We start from the raw sequence: 19,836 nt of genomic DNA, 5'->3' as shown, positions 1-19,836 counted from the left end.
GTGCAGCAGCACTCCTGATCACACCTGCGCCATGTCCATCGTCCTCACCGATTTCGCCCGTCCCCGCCTGTTCCCGCGCGTGCCGCGCGGCAACACCATCCAAGACTGCACTGCCGAGCAGTTCGAGGCACATCTCAATGCGCATGCGCCACTGAAGGTGCTCGACGGCTACGCTCCGTTCTGCAAACTGTTCGTCTACGAGAACTGGACCAGCACGCGCTGCCTGACGGTGCCGATCACCGAGGCCAACCGCCACCTGCTGCGCAGCGGCTACGAAGCGCGCAACCGCGATGAGCTGCCGGTGCTGGTGCGCTGGTTCGAGGGCGTGGAGTCCCCGCGCGCGAACTATCTGGTGGTCATCCTGTACAGCGCCGAGCAGCTGGCGAAGGAAGGTTCGCCGATCGAGGCCGACTGGGGCATCGTCGGCTGCATCTACACCGCCGAGCCGGAAGAAGTACCGATGGCGCCGATCACGATGATGCGCAATGCGCTGGGCGTGGAGGAGGGCGGTTCCGGCGTGCCGCTGGACCGCGAGGCCTACCGGCGCGCGGTGGCGTTCTGGGAGAACAACGCCAACTGGCGACCCTGAGTCCATCCGCGCATCGCGTGGCCCTCACTCCGCGATCCATTCCCACCACGGGTAGTGGTACTCGCGGTCGATGGCCTGCCAGTGCTGCCCGCACTGGGTACAGGAGACAGCGTGGCAGTCGCCCCAGCCGTCCTTGGCCTCTTCCAGCGAGAGCAGCTGCATCTGGCCTTGCTCGATCAGCCGGCGGGGATCGAAGAACGGGTAGCCGCGATTGAGCGCGCACAGGCAACCTGCCCGCGCCTGCCAATAGCGCAGTCGTTGCAGCGCTGCCCCCAGGTGCGCCTGGTTGCTGACCAGCATGCCGCCCAGCCTGATGCCCTGGCAGCGTTGTTCGATCAGATCGGCATGTGGCGCCAGTCCTTCCAGCGTGGCAGCGGCGAACAGCCGCGCGACCGTGCGTGCGGCATCGGTGATGCGCGTGCCGTCGCGCGACAAGAGGTCCTGCAGCAACCCATCGGCCTGTGCATCTTCGAGCCGGGGTATTGGCGATGCAGGCCACGGCCAGCGCATCAGCGTGCCTTGCCGATGACGGCGAAGTGGCCGGCGGTGAGGCGCAGCAGGTCGGCCGGTGCCAGTTCCACTTCCAGTCCGCGGCGACCGGCGCTGACATGCAGGCGGGGCAGCGCCTGCGCGCTGGCGTCCAGGAAGGTGCGCAGGCGCTTCTTCTGCCCGAGCGGGCTGATGCCACCGACCAGGTAGCCGGTGGCGCGTTGTGCCACATCCGCGGCGGCCATCTCGCACTTCCTGCAGCCGGCTGCTTCGGCCAGGGCCTTCAGGTCGAGCTGGCCGGCTACGGGCACGATCGCGACCAGCAGTTCGTGCGTTTCGGTGCTGGCCAGCAGGGTCTTGAACACCTGGGCCGGATCGAGGCCGAGCTTGTCGACAGCTTCGCTGCCATACGATCCGGCGTGGGCGTCGTGCACGTAGCTGCGCACGGTGTGGGCGATCTTCTCGCGCTTGAGGAGGTTGATGGCCGGAGTCATGGGGGCATCGTAGCGTGGGGCAGGGGCGCTGCCTTGACCGAGGCTATTGTCCCACGCCATGCGTAGATGCATGCGATGCGGGGGGGCACCCCAACGCAGAACGGGCGCCCGAAGGCGCCCGTTCTTTCCGCTTCCATGGCGGGGGTAGTGCCGGCCGCTGGCCGGCACCGCGCAGGCATCAGTAGCGGTAGTGGTCCGGCTTGAACGGACCTTCCACCGGCACGCCGATGTAGTCGGCCTGTTCCTGGGTCAGGGTGGTCAGCTTCACGCCGATCTTCTCCAGGTGCAGGCGCGCCACTTCCTCGTCCAGCTTCTTCGGCAGCAGGTAGACCTTCTTCTCGTAGCTGTCCTTGTTCGCCCACAGGTCGATCTGGGCCAGGGTCTGGTTGGCGAAGCTGTTGGACATCACGAAGCTGGGGTGGCCGGTGGCGCAGCCCAGGTTCACCAGGCGGCCTTCGGCCAGCAGGAAGATCGCATTGCCGTTCGGGAAGATGTACTTGTCCACCTGCGGCTTGATGTTGACGTGCTTGATGCCCGGGTAGGACACCAGCGCATCGACCTGGATCTCGTTGTCGAAGTGGCCGATGTTGCAGACGATGGCCTGGTCCTTCATCGCGCTCAGGTGCTCGATGCGGATGATGTCGCGGTTGCCGGTGGTGGTGACGTACAGGTCGGCACGGCCCAGGGTCGACTCGATGGTGTTGACTTCATAGCCTTCCATCGCCGCCTGCAGCGCGCAGATCGGGTCGATCTCGGTGACGATCACGCGCGCGCCGTAGGCACGCAGCGAGGCCGCGCAGCCCTTGCCGACGTCGCCGTAGCCGCAGACCACGGCCACCTTGCCGGCCAGCATCACGTCCATCGCGCGCTTCAGGCCGTCGGCCAGCGACTCGCGGCAGCCGTACAGGTTGTCGAACTTGCTCTTGGTGACCGAGTCGTTGACGTTGATCGCCGGGATCAGCAGGGTGCCGGCCTGGGCCAGCTGGTACAGGCGGTGCACGCCGGTGGTGGTCTCCTCGGAGACGCCCTTCCAGTCCTTGACCACGCGGCCCCAGTAACCCGGACGCTCCTTGGCCACGCGCTTGAGCAGGTTCTTGATCACCTGTTCTTCGTGCGAGGACGAGGCGGTGTTGACCCAGTCGCTGCCGTTTTCCAGCTCGTAGCCCTTGTGGATCAGCAGGGTCACGTCACCGCCGTCGTCGACCACCAGCTCCGGGCCGGTCAGGGTGCCGTCGGGCAGGGTGAAGGTCAGCGCGTCCAGGGTGCAGTCCCAGTACTCTTCCAGGGTCTCGCCCTTCCAGGCGAACACCGGGGTGCCGGTGGCGGCGATGGCCGCCGCAGCGTGGTCCTGGGTCGAGAAAATGTTGCACGAGGCCCAGCGCACGTCGGCGCCGATGTCCTTCAGGGTCTCGATCAGCACTGCGGTCTGGATGGTCATGTGCAGCGAACCGGTCACGCGCACGCCCTTCAGCGGCAGCTCGGCCTGGTACTTGCGGCGGATCGACATCAGCCCCGGCATTTCGTGCTCGGCGATGTCCAGTTCCTTGCGGCCCCAGTCGGCCAGGGTGATATCGCGGATCTTGTAATCACCTTCGGTGGAGAAGGTCTTGGCAACAGCGTTCATTCGTGTGCTCCGGTTGTGGGCGAGCGGGTGCTCGCATCTAGCCGGGCGCCGTTGTTACAAAGCCACCTTACCGAGCCTGGCCGGGCCTCGTGGGAACCGGTCGCAGCGCCCCTCGGCAGGGGAGAACCGCCATTATATCGCGACCCTGGCATGACATCGGGATGACCCAACCATCGGCAGGTGGGGCGGCGTGCACGGCCTGTTAAGGTCGGTGTTTTCACGCATCACGCAGGTGGAACGATGAGCATGCATGCGCGCCGTACGCGGCGCTGGACCGGCCTGGTCCTGTCGATGGGACTGTTGGCGGTGGCCCCGCTGGCCTGGGCGGCAGCACCGCAGCCCGTTGCCGCGCAGGCCCAGGGCGTCAACGGCTACGAACTTCCCTCGGCCGCGCTGCAGGCCGTGGTTGATGCGCCGCGCGCGCCTTCGCTGTTCCTGTCACCGCGCCGCGACATCGCCGCGATGATGCAGATGCCGTCGCTGCCGTCGATCCAGGTGGTGGCGCAACCGGAACTGAAGCTGGCCGGCCTGCGCATCAACCCGCGCACATTCTCCGAGAGCCGCTTCAGCTTCGGCGAGAAGGTGTGGTTGATGAATGTGGCCGACGGCAAGGCGCGGCAGATCAGTGGCCTGCCGGACAGGTTGTCGATCGCCAGCCTGATGTGGTCGCCGGACCAGAAGTGGCTGGCCTTCAACCAGGTCGACGCTGCCAGCGGCGCCAATGAACTGTGGCTGGTGGACGTGGCGGCTGGCCACGCCCGCCGCCTGGTGGCGGGCCTGAACACGGTGATGGGCAGCGGCTACCAGTGGCTGCCGGACAGCCGTGGACTTGTGGTGTTCACCCGCCCGGCCAACCTCGGTGCGGTCCCGGCCACCGACGGCATCCCGAGCGGCCCGGCCGTGCAGCAGACCCGCCAGGGCAGCGGCGTGGTGTCGATCCGCACCTACCAGGACCTGCTGAAGAACGAGGCCGATGCGCGCCAGTTCGACTACTACGCCACCACCCAGCCGGTGGAAGTCGGCCTGGATGGCAGCACCCGCGCGATCGGCGCCGCCGGCATCTTCATGGGATTCTCGGTCTCGCCGGATGGCCGCTTCGTGCTGCGCCAGCAGGTGCAGCGCCCGTACTCCTACCTGGTGCCGGTGAGCAGTTTCCCTCGCCGCATCGAAGTGATCGAGCGTGCCAGCGGCAGGCTGGTGCACACCGTGGCGGTGCGCCCGCTGGTGGAAGGCCTGCCGACCGGCAACGATGCCGAAGTGACTGGCGTGCGCGACATCAGCTGGCGTGGGGATGCTGACGCCACCCTGGTCTGGGCCGAAGCACAGGACGGCGGTGACCCGAACAAGGAGGCCAAGGTGCGCGATGCGGTGCTGATGCAGGCGGCGCCCTTTGACAGGCCGCCGGTGACCCTGGCCCAGCTTGGCAGCCGCTTCGCCGGTATCAACTGGGGCCGCGGTGACCTGCCCTGCTCACCGAATCGTGGTGGAAGACCCGCAGGACCAGGACCTGGCTGATCGCCCCGGACGATGCCGGTGCCGAGCCGCGCCTGCTGTGGGATCGCGACGCACAGGACCGCTATGCCGACCCGGGCCGGCCGTTGCTGCACAGCGACGAACGCGGGCGTTCGCTGCTGCAGACCAGCGCCGATGGCAGCAGCCTGTACCTGGCTGGTGCCGGTGCGTCGCCGGAAGGCGACAGGCCGTTCGTGGACCGCTTCGACATCGCCACCGGCACGGCGACGCGCCTGTTCCACTCGCAGGCGCCGAGCTATGCATCGCCGGTGGCACTGCTGGACGATCAGGCCAGCTCGCTGCTGCTGAGCCGCGAGAGCCCGGACGAGCCGGCCAACTTCTACGTGCAGTCGCTGGCCGATGCGACCACCGCGCCGCGCGCGCTGACCCATTTCGCGCATCCGCTGCCGCAGTTGAAGGGCGTGCAGAAGGAGCAGATCCGCTACAAGCGCAAGGACGGCGTCGACCTGACCGCGACCCTGCTGTTGCCGCCGGGCTACGACCCGGAACGCGACGGCCCGCGTCCGCTGCTGATGTGGGCCTACCCGGGCGAGTTCAAGAGCGCGGCCGCGGCCAGCCAGGTGACCGATTCGCCGTACCGCTTCAACGCGGTCAGCTACTGGGGCCCGCAGGCGTTCCTGGCCAAGGGCTATGTGGTGCTGGCCAGCCCGTCGATGCCGATCATCGGCGAGGGTGACAAGGAGCCGAACGACACCTACATCGAACAGCTGGTGGCCAACGCGCAGGCGGCGGTGGATGAAGTGGTACGCCGTGGCGTGACCGATCGCGACCATATCGCCATCGGTGGCCATTCCTACGGTGCGTTCATGACCGCCAACCTGCTGGCGCACACCCGCCTGTTCAAGGCCGGCATCGCGCGCAGTGGCGCCTACAACCGCACGCTTACCCCGTTTGGGTTCCAGGCCGAAGAGCGCAACTACTGGCAGGCGCAGGACCTGTACCAGAAGATGTCACCGTTCAACTACGCCGGTGATATCAAGGATCCGATCCTGTTCGTGCACGGCGCCGACGACAACAACTCCGGCACGTTCCCGATGCAGAGCGAGCGCATGTTCGCCGCGGTCAAGGGCCTGGGGGGTACCGCGCGCCTGGTGATGCTGCCGAATGAATCGCATGCCTACCGCGCCCGCGAATCGATCATGACCATGCTGGCCGAAAGCGAGCGCTGGCTGGAGCAGACCATCGGCACGGCCGGGCAGGGCACGGCGAAGAAGAAGCGCTGATTCGCGCGCAATGATGGCGGCCCCTGCAACGGGGGCCGCCTGTGCGGCTGCGCCGCCGTCCGAGCATGGGCTCGGGCGCTACACGGTGTCACGCGGCATGATGGTTGTAGAGCCGAGCCCATGCTCGGCTGCATCTGCCGTGGATACGTGCAGATGAAACCATTTTTGCATCGCAGCACGACGCCCGATCTGGGATAGGCTTGGGGCCAGGATCCGTTGACCGAGGCCCGTGCGTCGCCGATGAACGAGTACCGCAGCAGCATCGAATTCGCTTCTCCCGATCTTCCGCTTCGCGATGACGTGCGCCGGCTCGGCGCACTGGTCGGCGACCTGCTGGTCGAGCAGGTCTCGACGGCGTTCCTCGACGATGTCGAGGATGTCCGCACCCGCGCCATTGCCCGACGCGAGAACCAGGCGCCATTGTCGGAGCTGGCCGCAGGCCTGGCCGGGCGCACGCCGCAGCAGGCCGAGACCATGGTGCGGGCCTTCAGCACCTACTTCCAGGTGGTCAACATCGCCGAGCGCGTGCACCGCATCCGCCGCCGCCGCGACTACCAGCGCGCCGGCACCGCTGCGCCACAGCCCGATGGCCTGCAGGATGCGCTGCAGCACCTGAAGGCGCAGGGCGTGACGCTGGACGAGCTGGCGCAGTGGCTGCCGCGTATCGACATCGAACCGGTGTTCACCGCGCATCCGACCGAGGCGGTGCGCCGGGCATTGCTTGAGAAAGAGCAGCTGATGGTGGCCAGCCTGGTCGACAACCTCGATGGCCAGCGCACGCCGGGGGAGGCCGCCGCCGATGCCGCGCGGTTCCGCATGGCGCTGACCGCTTCGTGGCAGACCACCGATTCCTCGCCGGTGCGGCCCACCGTCGATGACGAGCGCGAACACGTGGGCTTCTATCTGGTGCAGGTGCTGTACCGGGTGATCCCGGTGCTGTACGAATCGCTGCAGCAGGCGCTGCGCGATACCTATGGCGAAGAGCTCCCGCTGCCGCGCCTGCTGCGCTTCGGTACGTGGGTTGGCGGCGACATGGACGGCAATCCCAACGTGGATGCCCATACCCTCCGCAACACGCTGGATGCGCAGCGGCGGGCGGTACTTGCGCGCTACCAGAAGGAACTGCTGCAGCTGGCCAGCCTGCTCAGCCAGTCCACCGAGCGGGTGAGCGTGAGCGATGCGCTGCAGGCGCGCGTGGTGCATTACCAGCAGCTGCTGCCGCAGGTGCAGTCGCGCCCGCGACATGCCGACATGCCCTACCGCCTGCTCAACGACCGCATGCGCGCACGCCTGCAGGCCACGCTGGATGATGGCGAAGGCGCTTACGCCGGGCCGGACGAACTGATCGACGACCTGCAGCTGATCCTCGACAGCCTGCGCGCGAACCGCGGCGAACATGCTGGTGGCTTCGCCGTGCAGCGCCTGCTATGGCGCGTGAAGACCTTCGGCTTTCATCTGGCGCGGCTGGACGTGCGGCAGGAATCGAGCGTGCATGCGCGGGCGCTGGCTGCAGTGCTGGGTGGGGAAAGCGCATGGGAAACGCTGGACGCACCGGGCCGCGCGCGCCTGCTGGGCCCGCATGCCAGTGGCGAGGTACCGTTGCCGAAGGGCGACGACGAAGGCAACCAGCGGCTGGATGCGGTGTTCGCCGCATTGGCCGATGCGCGCGCGCGCCATGGGGGCGACGCGCTGGGCAGCTACATCATTTCGATGGCGCATGACCGCAGTGACGTGCTGGCGGTGCTGGCGCTGGCGCGCCGCGGCGGCCTGGTGGAAGGGGCGGTCCGGTACCGCTGGACATTGCTCCCCTGTTTGAAACCGTGGACGACCTCAAGCGCGGCACCGCCACCCTGCGCGACCTGCTGGCCGACCCGGTGTACCGCGCCCATCTGCGTGCGCGTGACAATGTGCAGATGGTGATGCTGGGCTATTCGGACAGCAGCAAGGATGGCGGCATCGCGGCCTCGCGCTGGGGGCTGCAGCGCGCGCAGGTGGAACTGCTGGAGGTGGCGGACGAGGCCGGCATCCGCCTGACCTTCTTCCATGGCCGCGGTGGCTCGATCAGCCGTGGTGGCGGCAAGACCACGCACGCGGTCGATGCCTCGCCGCGCGGCAGCATCGACGGCCGCCTGCGGGTAACCGAGCAGGGCGAGGTGATCCATCGCAAGTACGGCATCCGCGCGCTGGCCTTGCGCTCGCTGGAACAGGCCACCGGCGCGGTACTGCGCGCCAGCCTGCGCCCGCGTGCCGCCGAGCCGCGCGAAGACGACTGGCGCCCGGTGATGGACCTGGTGGCCGCTGCCAGCAGCGAGGTCTATCGTGCCTTCGTCGGCCAGGCCGGTTTCATGGACTACTTCCGCACCGCCACGCCGATCGACGTGATCGAGCGGATGACGCTGGGCTCGCGTCCTTCGCGCCGGCTCGGCCAGGACGCGGCGCTGGGCAACCTGCGCGCAATTCCGTGGGTGTTCGCCTGGAGCCAGGCGCGCGCGGTCATCCCGGGCTGGTACGGCGTGGGCAGTGGCCTGCAGGCGGCGGTCGACGCCGGCCACGAGGGCACGCTGCGCGCGATGGCGCGTGACTGGCCGTTCTTCCGCACCTTCCTAGACGACATCGCGATGGTGCTGTCCAAGGGCGATATCACCATTGCCGAGCAGTTCTCGCGGTTGTCGGGCGAGCTGCACGAGCACTTCTTCCCGCAGGTTGAACGCGAGCTGGCCCTGACCCGGCACTGGCTGCTGGCGTTGATGGGCCAGCAGACGCTGCTGGAGCATGATGCACGGCTGGAACTGTCGATCCGCCTGCGCAACCCCTACGTGGACCCGATCAGCGTGCTGCAGGTGGACCTGCTGCAGCGCTGGCGGGCCAGCGGGCGGGAAGACGACGATCTGCTGCGCGCGCTGGTGGCCTGCGTGAACGGTGTTTCGCAGGGTGTTCAGAACACCGGGTGATCCGCATCCGCCGGGCATGGCCCGGCGCTACCTGCCTCGATGGGTGCGGGGCTGGCCCCGCACGCCCTCATTCCTCCGGCGACGGCGGATTCGACGCCAGCAGTTCCAGGTGCCGCTGTTCCATTTCCTGGCGCAGCTGGCGGCGGATCTGCGCGGCGGCCTGGCGGCGCTTCTCGTCGGAGGTGGCTGGTTGCAGCGGTGGCACCGGGGTGGGCCTGCCGTTTTCATCCACCGCCACCATGGTGAAGAAGCAGCTGTTGGCGTGGCGCACGCTGCGCTTGAGGATGTCTTCGGCCACCACCTTGATGCCGATCTCCATCGACGACGTGCCGGTATGGTTCACCGAGGCCAGGAAGGTGACCAGCTCGCCCACCGCGATGGGCTGGCGGAACATCACCTGGTCCACCGACAGGGTGACCACGTAGCTGCCGGCGTAGCGGCTGGCGCAGGCATAGGCGACCTGGTCGAGCAGGCGCAGGATCGCCCCACCATGGACCTTGCCGGAGAAATTGGCCATCTCCGGCGACATCAGCACGGTCATGGACAGCTGGTGGGTTTTCAGTTCGGTCGACATGCGGCGGATTGTATCGGGCCAAGCGGGCCCCTGTAGAGCCGGGCCCATGCCCGGCTGCTCCTGGCGCAGGCAAAAAGAAAGCCGAGCATGGCTCGGCTCTACACAAAGAGAAGGGCCGCTTGCGCGGCCCTTCGTCTGTCTTACTTCAGCTTCGCGTCGGCGCGCAGGGCGGCGGCGCGGTCGGTCTTCTCCCAGGAGAAGGCCGTGGCATTGACGGTCTCGCCTTCGCCGTTGAGGTAGCTGAACTCCTTCGGCTTGCGGCCGAAGTGGCCGTAGGCTGCGGTCTGCTGGTACATCGGGTGGATCAGGTCCAGCATCTTGATGATGCCGTACGGGCGCAGGTCGAAGTGCTTGCGGATCAGCTTCTCGATCTTGTCATCGCTGATCTTGCCGGTGCCGAAGGTGGTGACCGAGATCGAGGTCGGCTCAGCCACGCCGATGGCGTAGGAGACCTGCACTTCGCAGCGGTCGGCCAGGCCGGCGGCAACCACGTTCTTGGCGACGTAGCGGGCGGCGTAAGCTGCCGAGCGGTCGACCTTGGACGGGTCCTTGCCGGAGAAGGCGCCACCACCGTGACGGGCCCAGCCGCCGTAGGTGTCGACGATGATCTTGCGGCCGGTCAGGCCGCAGTCGCCCACCGGGCCGCCGATCTCGAACTTGCCGGTCGGGTTGATGTGGAACTTGGTGCCCTTGTGCAGCCACTTGGCCGGCAGCACCGGCTTGATGATCTCTTCGCGGACGGCCTCGATGAGGTCCTTCTGCTTGATGCCCGGGGCGTGCTGGGTCGACAGGACCACGGCGTCGATGGCCGAGACCACGCCGTTTTCATAGCGCAGGGTGACCTGGCTCTTGGCGTCCGGGCGCAGCCACGACAGCGGCGAGTTCTTCTTCTTGCGGATCTTGGCCTGCTGCTCGACCAGGCGGTGCGACAGGTGGATCGCGGCCGGCATGTAGCTGTCGGTTTCGTTGGTGGCATAGCCGAACATCAGGCCCTGGTCGCCAGCGCCCATTTCTTCCGGCTTCTTGCGGTCCACGCCCTGGGCGATGTGCGGCGACTGCTTGCCGATCAGGTTCAGCACGCCGCAGGTGGCGCCGTCGAAGCCGACCTCGGAGCTGTCGTAGCCGATGTCCGTGATGACCTTGCGGGTCAGCGCTTCCAGGTCGATCCAGGCGCTGGTGGTGATTTCACCGGCCACGATGGCGACACCGGTCTTGACCATGGTCTCGCAGGCCACGCGGGCGCGCTGGTCCTGGGTCAGGATCGCGTCCAGCACCGCATCGGAGATCTGGTCGGCAACCTTGTCCGGATGGCCTTCGGAGACCGACTCGGAGGTGAAGAGATAGCTGGACATCAGGCGTAATATCCCTTGATTCGGATGGAAAGATGGGCGCGCATGATACACGGGGTGCGCCGCCTGTGCATTGTGAACCGGTACCGGTTGCCGGTGGTTAAGCCCGCGTCGGCCCGCAGGGCCCGCCACAGCGCCATTGGCCCGTGGACCCGGGGCCCAGTGTTCCACCTGCGCGACGACGGAACGGGCCACCGCGCGCCCCGTCCGCGCAGCCTGCGGCCCGGGGCCGGCTGACCGTCATCGTTCTGCCCCGGAACCGCCATCTCGCTGCCGTCTGCCGGGTGCAGGCTGTCGGCCAATCCGGCCGCCGGGCATGAGGGATCCAACCATGCAGGAACTTGAACAGCGTCTTGAACAACGCTTTCCCGGATGGTTCCACGGCCGCCGTGGCCAACTGGCGCGGCCACTGCTGCGCCGGGTTGGGCGCTGGTCGCGCCTGGATCAGATCGAAGCCTTCCTGCAGCGCAGCGCGGGCCTGCAGGGGTTCAACTTCGTGGCCGCCGGCCTGGAGTTCGTCGGCGGCCAGTACCGGGTCGATCCGGCGGCGCTGGCGAAGATCCCGGCCAGCGGCCGCCTGCTGATCGTTGCCAACCATCCGTCCGGGGCGCTGGACGCGCTGGCCCTGCTCGACGCGGTCGGTCGCATCCGCAGCGACGTACGGATCGTCGCCAACGACCTGCTGGGAGCAATCGCGCCCCTGCAGGAGCTGTTGCTGCCGGTCCGCATCCTTGGCGGCCGGGCCCAGCGCGGCAGCCTGCACGCTGTCGAGCAGGCGCTGGCGGCCGAGCAGTGCGTGATCGTGTTTCCGGCCGGCGAGGTCTCGCGGTTGTCGTTGCGTGGCATCCGCGATGGCCGCTGGCAGCGCGGGTTCGTCCGCTTCGCCCGCGCTGCCGGCGCACCGGTGCTGCCGGTGCGGGTGGAGGCGCGCAACTCGGCGCTGTTCTACGGGGCTTCGACCCTGTTCAAGCCGGCCGGGACCGCCTTGCTGGCACGCGAGATGTTCGCCCGCCGCGGCCGCCCGCTGCGGTTGAGCATTGGCCAGCCGATGTCGCTGGCAGAGGACGGCGATCCTGGCGCGCAACTGCTGGCGGTACGCCGCGCGCTGTACGCGCTGGGGCGCCGCGGCGCCACCGCTGATGCCAGCCCCGGCGAGGGGCCGGAGCCGTTGGCGGCGACAATGTCACCGGCGCAGGTCGCCGCGGCCATCGCCGCCACCGTCCAACTTGGGCAGACCGCCGACGGCAAGCAGATCCTGCTGGCGACCTGCACGGCCGATTCGCCGCTGCTGCTGGAGCTGGGCCGGCTGCGTGAGTTGACCTTCCGCAAGGTGGGCGAGGGCACCGGGCGCAGCCGCGACCTGGACCACTACGACCTGCAGTACGAGCACATCGTGATCTGGGACGCGGCCGCGCAGCGCATCGCCGGGGCCTACCGGATCATGCGCGGCGCGCAGGCACTGGCCCGGCACGGCCTGTCCGGACTCTACAGCGCGTCGCTGTTCCGCTACTCCGACGATGCCATCACCCACATCGCCGAGGGCCTGGAACTGGGCCGCAGCTTCGTGGTACCCGACTACTGGGGCAGCCGCAGCCTGGACTACCTGTGGCAGGGCATCGGTGCCTACCTGCAGTGCCGGCCCGGCATCCGCTACCTGTTCGGGGCGGTATCGATCAGCGCGGCACTGCCACGCGACGCGCGCGAACAACTGGTGGCGTATTACCAGCGCTACTACGGCGGCACCGCTGGGTGGGCGGAATCGAACCGGCCGTTCCAGTACTTCGCTGCGCCGCCGAGCTTCGGCGAACTGGATGCGGGCGCTGCGTTCGATGTACTGAAGGCCAACCTGGCAGCGCTCGGCACCGGTGTGCCGACGCTGTACCGCCAGTACACCGATCTGTGCGAACCCGGTGGTGCCCGCTTCCTCGCTTTCGGCGTCGATCCGGACTTCAGCGACTCGATCGACGGCCTGATCGAAGTGGACCTGGGAGCGCTCCGGCCAAACAAGCGCAGGCGCTACCTGCGCGACGCGGGGACGCCGGCATGAGCACGCTGGCGAACCTGTCGCCGCAGCGGCGCGCAGTGTTCGTCTCCGACGTGCACCTGGGCTCACGCCACTGCCATGCCACCGAGCTGGCCGGCTTCCTCTCGCAGTTGCGCTGCGAACGGTGTACCTGGTCGGCGACATCATCGACCTGTGGTGGATGGCCCATCGCCGGGCCAACTGGCGGCAGTCGCACAGCGAAGTCATCCAGGCACTGCACGCGCTGCGCCGCGCCGGTACCGAGATCATCTACATCCCCGGCAACCATGACGCTTCGCTGCGCCACGTATGCGGGCTGATGCTGCCGGCGATGCAGGTGCGCCGCCGCGCCATCCATGTGACGGCCAATGGCCGGCGGCTGCTGGTCGTGCACGGCGATGACTACGATGGCGTGACCCACTTCGGCGGCCTGCAGGAAAAATTCGGCGACTGGCTGTATTACCGCATCCTCACCGGCAACCAGGCATTGAATGCGGTGCGGCGCCGGCTGGGCATGCGCTACTGGTCGCTGTCCGAGTTCCTGAAGAAGCGCAGCGGGGCCGCCGAGCGCTACATCGAGCGCTTCGTGCAGGCCGGGCTGGACGACGTGCGTCGGCGCGGCCTGGATGGCATCGTCTGCGGCCACATCCATCGCGCGGCACTGGTCGAGCGCGATGGCCTGGTCTACGCCAATGACGGCGACTGGGTGGAGAGCCTGACCGCGCTGGCCGAGGACCATGATGGCGCGCTGCGGCTGCTCGACCAGAACGGCCAGACCCTGGCGGAGCTGCCCGGCGCGCGGATGTCACAGGCTGCATAATCTGTGCCTGTCCCCTTGTAGAGCCGAGCCCATGCTCGGCTGCCGTTACGCGCAACGAAGAGCAGCCGAGCATGGGCTCGGCCCTACATGCACCGCCCGCAAGCCGCTAGCATCGACCCATGGATTCATTGACCCAGATCGTGCTTGGTGGCGCCGTCGCGGCTGCCATGGCCCCGCCCGGACACCGCCGTGCGGCCCTGCTGGCCGGTGCCGCGCTGGGGACCCTGCCGGACCTCGACGCACTGTGGCTCGGCTTCACCGCCGCCGATCCGGTGGCAAACATGATCGAGCACCGCAGCTTCAGCCATTCGCTGCTGGTGCTGCCCTGGGTGGCGGCGCTGATCTGGTGGCTGTTCAAGCGCTTTGGCAGTGGCCGGGTCGCGCAGTCGCCGACACGTTGGTTCTGGGCGATCCAGCTGGCGCTGGTCACCCACCCCGTGCTCGATGCGTTCACCGTCTACGGCACCCAGCTGTGGTGGCCGTTGCGGCCACACCCGACCATGGGCTCCAGCGTCTTCATCATCGACCCGGCATATACGGTGTGGCTGATGCTGGGCTGCGTGCTGGCCTGGTTCGGCCGCGCCCGGCCCTGGGCAGGCAAGGTGCTGGGCGTTGCCCTGCTGCTCAGCAGTGGCTACCTGGGCTGGGGCCTGATCGCCAAGGCCCAGGTCGACCGGGCCGCGCAGCAGAGCCTGGCCGCCATGGGCCTGGGCGATGCGCCGCGTTTCTCGGTGCCGATGCCGTTCAACACCCTGCTGTGGCGGGTGGTGGCGATGGCGCCCAATGGCTACGTGGTGGGTGACTACTCGCTGGTGGCCGACCACGGGCCGATGCGGTTCGAGGGCCATCCCTCCAACGTGCAGGCATTGCGCGAAGCACGGGCGATTCCAGCGGTGCAGCAGCTGCAATGGTTCAACCGCGGTTTCATGCGTGCACAGGTGATGGACGGCCGGCTGCTGCTGAGCGACCTGCGCATGGGCCTGGAGCCTGACTACACCTTCAGTTTCGTCGTGGCCGAGCAGGTCGATGGGCGGTGGCGGGCGATCGTTCCCGAGCAGGTCCGGGTAGATTACAGCCGTCCCGCCGCGCGTGCAGATGCCGGTCGCCGCCTGGCGGCGATGTGGCAGCGGATCTGGCAGGAACCGGCAGCGCCACCAGGTACGGCCGACCAGGCGGCCGTGCATTGAACCCATCCACGCCGGCGTGGAGGGCGTGCCGCCTCAATACACCGTCGCGCGGCCCTGCACGAACGAGTAGAAGAACACTGCGTTCGGATCGTTCTGCACCAGGCGGAACTCGCGGCGCATGCCTTCGACGGTTTCCTCGTCCACCGAGCCGGCCTGCAGCAGCTGGTCGGCGGCCGACAGCAGCAGCTGTTCCCAGAACGCGATCATGGTCTTGCGCCGTGCCGGTTCGCGGTTGTCCAGGTGGATGGTCTTGATCTCGGTGTGCACGTCGCGGAAGCCGCCCGCCAGCAGCAGGTTGCCCAGCTTGGCGCCAACGAACGGGTCGCCACCGTGGTCGTACTGGAAATCGTTGAACGCCATCCAGTAGCGCCAGATGTGTGGCGAATAGGGGTCGAGCAGGAACGATGCGTTCATCACCTCGGTGATGTACACCGGCGAACCCGGAGCCAGCACGCGGCGGACTTCGCTCAGCACGCGGGCCGGCGACGGCACATGCTCCAGCACCCAGCACAGGAACGCCGAATCGAAGCTGCGCGCCTCGAACGGCAACTCGCCGGCGTCGGCCTGCTGCAGGGTGTAGCGGTCGCTGCACCACGGCGTGCGCGCCAGGTTCTCGCGCGCGGCCGCCAGCTGGGTTTCGCTCAGGTCCACACCGGTCACGTGCAGCTCGGGAAAACGGCGCAACAGGATTTCGGTCTGGCGCCGACACCGCTGCCGATCTCCAGCAGGCGGCGCGCACCACCGTAGTCGATCTGGCCGAAGATGCTTGATTCCAGCAGCCGGGCCTGGGTCATCAGGCGCTGCTGCTCGGTGCCGGAAAAGCCGTGCAGGTAGGTCGGGGAGGAGATCGGCGGGGTCATGGTCGTGGTATCAGGCGGCGGAGGACAGCGCCGGTTCCCCGGCAATCAGGCGGTCGAAGTATTCGCCGGTCAACGCGACCTGGCTTTGCGGGTCCTCTGCGCGGTTGACCACTGCGCGGAAGGCGGCGTTTTCCGGCCGGTCCCTGGCATACCAGCCCAGGTGCTTGCGTGCGATGCGCACGCCCTGCGGCTCGCCGTAGAACCCATGCAGCGCATGCAGGTGGCCGAGCAGGATGTCGCGCACTTCGGCCAGCGACGGTGGCGGCAGTTCCTCGCCGGTAGCCAGATAGTGGGCCACCTCGCGGAAGATCCATGGCCGGCCCTGCGCGGCGCGGCCGATCATCACCGCGTCCACGCCGGTCTGCTGCAGCACATGGGCGGCCTTTTGCGGCGAATCGATATCGCCGTTGACGATCACCGGAATGCGTAATGCCGCCTTGATCTCGCCGATGGTGCCGTACTCGGCCTGGCCGGTGTAGTGCTGGTCGCGGGTGCGGCCATGCACGGCCAGTGCGGCGATGCCGCTGTCCTCGGCGATGCGCGCGATCACCGGCCCATTGCGGTGGTCGCAGTCCCAGCCGGTGCGGATCTTCAGGGTTACCGGCACATTCACCGCATTGACCACCGCCTCGAGGATGCGCGCCACCAGCAGCTCGTCCCGCATCAGTGCCGAACCGGCCCAGGCGTTGCACACTTTCTTGGCCGGGCAGCCCATGTTGATATCGATGATCTGTGCGCCGTGGTCCACGTTGTAGCGCGCCGCATCAGCCAGCTGCCGCGGCTCGGTGCCGGCGATCTGCACGCTGATCGGGGCCGGCTCGCCTTCATGATCCATGCGATGGATCGACTTGCGCGTGTTCCAGAAACGCGGGTCGCTGATGGTCATTTCCGAGGCGGCAAGTCCCGCGCCCAGCCGTTTGCACAGCAGGCGGAACGGTTTGTCGGTAACGCCGGCCATGGGCGCCAGCACGACGTTGGGAGCAATGGTGTACGGGCCGATCTGCATGTGCCCATTGTAGGGCGTGGATGGTCACCGGGCCGTGCCGGCGGCACCCCGGTTCAGGCCGATCGGCACCGACCTCATGCGGTACCGGCATCAGCAGATGCTTGACGATTGCTTCCGCCGTCCCCAGTGGCGGGCCATGCTGGGCGGCTGCGCATTCCAGCTGGCCCGACGCTCCCGGTCGCCGGCTATCCCAGGCTGTTCCATGCCTGGTGGGTCCCCAGTGCAAAGGCCAGGCCCAGGCCCAGGCAGGTCAGCGAACTGATCACCAGAAACGGGCGCCGTTGTAGCCGGGCCGGAACAGTGCCAGGCCGAAACCCATCGCCGCGCGCAGCAGCAGCAGTGCGGCGATGCCTGGGAGGATCAGGCGGCTGGCCGGCAGCGGCGAGTGCCGGCCAGCGGCCAGGGCGTACAGCGTCCAGGCCACCAGCACTACGGTGATGCAGGCGGTCACCAGCGGTGGCCACCAGTGCCCGGCCCTGGCCAGCTGGACCATGCGCCGGCCGGCACCGAAGCGCTGGTACCAGGGGGCACCGAAAGCGATGCAGCCGATGTGCAGCAGGGCCACGAGGGCACTGCCAGCGGCTGCAGCCAGCAGCCAGGGGAATCCGTCCATGTCCTGCCCGAGCAAAGCGAAGTGCGGATGGTGCGCGGAGCCACCGTTGAGGGCAATGCGACAGTCGGTCGCAGGGGGCTTGCCGTGGACCTGCGCGATGGCGGGAACCAGGACCCGGGAGCGCAGACTCCCGGGGCGGATCATCCACGCCTGGATGGGTTTACCGGGGGTCGGCGTCGGCCGGGGTGAAGTGCGGCATGGCCGCGGCAGCCCCTTCCTTCTCGGTCGAGCGACCGGCGAACTGATTGGCAAAGCGCACGTGGCGGGCGAACGGGACGTCGGCGACCTGTGCCATCGAGGCCGCCAGGGCGCCGTTGAAGGCGTCGCCGGCACCGGTGGTGTCGATGGCCTGCACCTGTTCGGCCCCCACGCGATAGTACGGCAGGGTATCGCCACGCAGGTTCTCGTCCGCATGCGAGACGAATACACCCACTGAACCCAGCGTCACCACCACGGTACCGTTGCCGACCAGCTTGCGGCACAGCGCGTGCAGGCTGGCGCCGTCCAGCGCGGCGACATCATTGGCATCCACGCGCTCACCGACATGGCGGCCAAGCAGCGCGGCGAATTCGGTCTCGTTCGGAGTGATCACATCGGCCAGCTTGAGCAGGCCGATGGTCGAAGGTGCGTCGGCCGGAGCAGTATTGAGCACCGTCGTGGCGCCGGCCTCGCGGGCTGCGGCCAGTGCCGCTTCAATGGTCTGCACCGGCGATTCCAGCTGCGCCAGCACGACCTTGGCCCCGGCCAGCAGCGCCTGCTGCGCCTGCACGAAGCCGGTGCTGAGAGCAGCGTTCGCCCCCGGGCCGATCACGATGGTGTTACGGCCCCGGGCATCGACATAGATGCCTGCAGTGCCGGTCGGCTCGCTGCTGGCTTCGGCGATCAGCGCGAAGCCATCCTGGGCGGCCAGCTCGCGCGCGGTGGCGCCACCGGCGTCATCGCCCAGCGCGCACACGAAGCGGGTGTCGGCACCGGCGCGGCGGGCGGCCACCGCCTGGTTGAAGCCCTTGCCACCCGGGCCGGTGCTGTAGCGGCCGGCAATGGTCGCACCCGGTGCCGGCAGCGACTCGCACCGCCACACGTGTCGACATTGAAGGAACCGACGACAACGACACTGCTGCTCATAGGGAATCTTTTCTCAACCAAGGGTTCAACTGAAGTGCGTCAGCACGCCGGCGATGGTGGCCGTCATGAAGGTGGCAATGGTACCGCCCAGCACCGCGCGCAGGCCGAACCTGGCCAGGTCATGGCGGCGTTCCGGGGCCAGGCCACCAATGCCGCCGATCTGGATCGCGATCGAGCTGAAGTTGGCGAAGCCGCACAGTGCATAGGTCGCGATCAGGCGGCCTTCGCTGGACAGGGTCACGCCCGGCACCTGGCCGTTCACGATCTGCGACAGCTCGGTGTAGGCGACGAATTCGTTGATCACGACTTTCTGCCCGATCAGCGAACCGACCGTGGTGGCATCGGCCCACGGGGTGCCGATCACCCAGGCGATCGGCGCCAGCACGTAGCCGAAGATGGTGGACAGGTTGGTCGGCTTGCCGATCTGCGCGGCCAGGCCGGTCACTTCACCGAACCAGGTCAGCGGCGCGTTCAGCAGCGCGATCAGGGCAATGAAGGCCAGCAGCATCGCACCGATGTTCAGTGCCAGCTTGAGGCCGTCGCCGGCGCCAGCCGCGGCCGCGTCGATGATGTTGCTGGAGGTCTTCTCCACTTCCATCTTCACCGTGCCCCGGGTCAGCGGCGTGCCGGTTTCCGGAATCAGCAGCTTGGCCACGACCAGGGTGGCCGGCGCGGCCATGATGCTCGCCGCGAGCAGGTGCTTGGCGTAGAACGCCTGCTGCACCGGGTCGCCGCCGCCGAGCATGCCCACGTAGGCGGCCAGCACGCCGCCAGCGATGTGCGCCATGCCGCCGATCATCATGGTCAGCAGTTCGGACTGGGTCATCTTCGGGATGTACGGGCGCACGGTCAGCGGCGCCTCGGTCTGGCCGATGAAGACGCTGGCGCAGACGCTGGTGGTTTCCGCGCCCGATACACGCATCACCTTGGTGATTGCCCATGCCATCACGCGCACGATCGCCTGCATGACGTTGAGGTGGTACATCACGCCCATCAGCGCCGAGAAGAAGATGATGGTGGGCAGCACCTGGAAGGCGAAGATGAAGCCGTAGTTCTTGGTGTCCATCAACGAGCCGAAGATGAAGCCCGAGCCTTCGTTGACATAGCTCAGCACCTTGACGAAGCCCTTGCCCAGCGCATCGAACACATCGCGCCCGCCGGGTACCAGGATCACCAGCGCGGCGAACGCGACCTGCAGGGTGATGCCGGTGGCGACCAGCTTCCAGTCGACCGCGCGCTTGTTGTTGGAAAACAGCCAGGTGATGCCGACCAGCACCGCCAACCCGAACAGGCCGAAGCCGATCCTGCCCAAACCTTCGACCATGTGAGTGACTCCCCTGGGGCGTCGCGAAAAACGGGAAGCCTAGTGCAGGCCC

The 19,836-nt window shown here is 67.9% G+C and carries 10 protein-coding genes, 6 pseudogenes and 1 riboswitch; of the genes and pseudogenes, 6 read left to right on the top strand and 10 right to left on the bottom strand.

Annotated elements, in window-relative coordinates:
- The first annotated feature begins 31 nt into the window (after positions 1–31).
- Positions 32–589, top strand: a complete 558-nt coding sequence (locus tag A9K58_RS10220) for a DUF3228 family protein (RefSeq protein WP_065199269.1) — start codon at positions 32–34, stop codon at positions 587–589.
- Between the two features lie 24 nt (positions 590–613).
- On the opposite strand, the gene A9K58_RS10215 is transcribed toward A9K58_RS10220, so the two are convergent.
- The 3 genes from A9K58_RS10215 to ahcY all read right to left on the bottom strand — a co-directional run bounded on the left by A9K58_RS10215 (position 614) and on the right by ahcY (position 3,196).
- A complete protein-coding gene (locus A9K58_RS10215; protein WP_065199268.1) occupies positions 614–1,099 on the bottom strand; it encodes a hypothetical protein in 486 nt (161 codons plus the stop codon).
- Positions 1,099–1,572, bottom strand: a complete 474-nt coding sequence (gene ybaK, locus A9K58_RS10210; RefSeq protein WP_065199267.1) for a Cys-tRNA(Pro) deacylase — start codon at positions 1,570–1,572, stop codon at positions 1,099–1,101. Before ybaK ends, A9K58_RS10215 begins: the two co-directional genes overlap by 1 nt.
- A 178-nt stretch (positions 1,573–1,750) precedes the next feature.
- A complete protein-coding gene (gene ahcY, locus A9K58_RS10205) occupies positions 1,751–3,196 on the bottom strand; it encodes an adenosylhomocysteinase (RefSeq protein WP_065199266.1) in 1,446 nt (481 codons plus the stop codon).
- Between the two features lie 36 nt (positions 3,197–3,232).
- Positions 3,233–3,316: riboswitch (S-adenosyl-L-homocysteine riboswitch) on the bottom strand.
- Positions 3,317–3,436: 120 nt separating this feature from the next.
- Here ahcY and A9K58_RS10200 point away from each other — a divergent pair.
- Together A9K58_RS10200 and ppc are read left to right on the top strand one after the other, a co-directional pair.
- A pseudogene (locus A9K58_RS10200) lies at positions 3,437–5,952 on the top strand (S9 family peptidase).
- Positions 5,953–6,192: 240 nt separating this feature from the next.
- Positions 6,193–8,903: pseudogene (ppc, locus tag A9K58_RS10195) on the top strand (phosphoenolpyruvate carboxylase).
- A gap of 67 nt (positions 8,904–8,970) precedes the next feature.
- Here the strand turns inward: ppc and A9K58_RS10190 are convergent.
- Together A9K58_RS10190 and metK are read right to left on the bottom strand one after the other, a co-directional pair.
- The gene (locus tag A9K58_RS10190; RefSeq protein ID WP_065199265.1) at positions 8,971–9,477 is read right to left on the bottom strand and encodes an acyl-CoA thioesterase; all 507 of its coding nucleotides are present in this window, start codon (positions 9,475–9,477) and stop codon (positions 8,971–8,973) included.
- A gap of 140 nt (positions 9,478–9,617) precedes the next feature.
- Positions 9,618–10,829, bottom strand: a complete 1,212-nt coding sequence (gene metK / locus A9K58_RS10185) for a methionine adenosyltransferase (RefSeq protein ID WP_065199264.1) — start codon at positions 10,827–10,829, stop codon at positions 9,618–9,620.
- A gap of 328 nt (positions 10,830–11,157) precedes the next feature.
- On the opposite strand from metK, the gene olsF reads away from it, so the two are divergent.
- From olsF to A9K58_RS10170, 3 genes and pseudogenes are all read left to right on the top strand, one after another.
- Entirely contained in the window at positions 11,158–12,873 is a 1,716-nt protein-coding gene (olsF, locus tag A9K58_RS10180; protein ID WP_065199263.1) for a bifunctional ornithine lipid synthase OlsF, read from the top strand.
- Positions 12,870–13,669, top strand: a pseudogene (locus A9K58_RS10175) (UDP-2,3-diacylglucosamine diphosphatase). The gene olsF and the pseudogene A9K58_RS10175 overlap by 4 nt, the downstream one beginning before the upstream one ends.
- A gap of 119 nt (positions 13,670–13,788) precedes the next feature.
- On the top strand, positions 13,789–14,856 hold the full coding sequence (locus tag A9K58_RS10170) for a metal-dependent hydrolase (protein ID WP_065199262.1): 1,068 nt from the start codon (positions 13,789–13,791) through the stop codon (positions 14,854–14,856).
- 33 nt (positions 14,857–14,889) lie between these two features.
- On the opposite strand, the pseudogene A9K58_RS10165 reads toward A9K58_RS10170, so the two are convergent.
- The 5 genes and pseudogenes from A9K58_RS10165 to A9K58_RS10145 all read right to left on the bottom strand — a co-directional run bounded on the left by A9K58_RS10165 (position 14,890) and on the right by A9K58_RS10145 (position 19,784).
- A pseudogene (locus A9K58_RS10165) lies at positions 14,890–15,716 on the bottom strand (class I SAM-dependent methyltransferase).
- A 10-nt stretch (positions 15,717–15,726) separates the two neighbouring features.
- Positions 15,727–16,722: a tRNA dihydrouridine synthase DusB gene (gene dusB, locus A9K58_RS10160; protein WP_065199261.1), complete on the bottom strand. Its 996-nt coding sequence runs from the start codon at positions 16,720–16,722 to the stop codon at positions 15,727–15,729.
- A gap of 185 nt (positions 16,723–16,907) precedes the next feature.
- Positions 16,908–17,335, bottom strand: a pseudogene (locus A9K58_RS10155) (hypothetical protein).
- A 160-nt stretch (positions 17,336–17,495) separates the two neighbouring features.
- Positions 17,496–18,460, bottom strand: a pseudogene (locus A9K58_RS10150) (ribokinase).
- 25 nt (positions 18,461–18,485) lie between these two features.
- On the bottom strand, positions 18,486–19,784 hold the full coding sequence (locus A9K58_RS10145; protein ID WP_065199260.1) for a NupC/NupG family nucleoside CNT transporter: 1,299 nt from the start codon (positions 19,782–19,784) through the stop codon (positions 18,486–18,488).
- Positions 19,785–19,836 lie beyond the last annotated feature (52 nt).

Origin of the sequence: Stenotrophomonas maltophilia (genome assembly GCF_001676385.1) — a bacterium.
Lineage (GTDB): Bacteria > Pseudomonadota > Gammaproteobacteria > Xanthomonadales > Xanthomonadaceae > Stenotrophomonas > Stenotrophomonas maltophilia_J.
Note: the sequence above shows the minus strand (reverse complement) of the source record. Positions and strands in the feature narration are given on the sequence as shown.

Coding starts and splice junctions, on each gene's coding strand:
- A9K58_RS10220 (WP_065199269.1), top strand. CDS start 32: ATGTCCATCGTCCTCACCGATTTCGCCCGTCCCCGCCTGTTCCCGCGC.
- A9K58_RS10215 (WP_065199268.1), bottom strand. CDS start 1,099: ATGCGCTGGCCGTGGCCTGCATCGCCAATACCCCGGCTCGAAGATGCA.
- ybaK (WP_065199267.1), bottom strand. CDS start 1,572: ATGACTCCGGCCATCAACCTCCTCAAGCGCGAGAAGATCGCCCACACC.
- ahcY (WP_065199266.1), bottom strand. CDS start 3,196: ATGAACGCTGTTGCCAAGACCTTCTCCACCGAAGGTGATTACAAGATC.
- A9K58_RS10190 (WP_065199265.1), bottom strand. CDS start 9,477: ATGTCGACCGAACTGAAAACCCACCAGCTGTCCATGACCGTGCTGATG.
- metK (WP_065199264.1), bottom strand. CDS start 10,829: ATGTCCAGCTATCTCTTCACCTCCGAGTCGGTCTCCGAAGGCCATCCG.
- olsF (WP_065199263.1), top strand. CDS start 11,158: ATGCAGGAACTTGAACAGCGTCTTGAACAACGCTTTCCCGGATGGTTC.
- A9K58_RS10170 (WP_065199262.1), top strand. CDS start 13,789: ATGGATTCATTGACCCAGATCGTGCTTGGTGGCGCCGTCGCGGCTGCC.
- dusB (WP_065199261.1), bottom strand. CDS start 16,722: ATGCAGATCGGCCCGTACACCATTGCTCCCAACGTCGTGCTGGCGCCC.
- A9K58_RS10145 (WP_065199260.1), bottom strand. CDS start 19,784: ATGGTCGAAGGTTTGGGCAGGATCGGCTTCGGCCTGTTCGGGTTGGCG.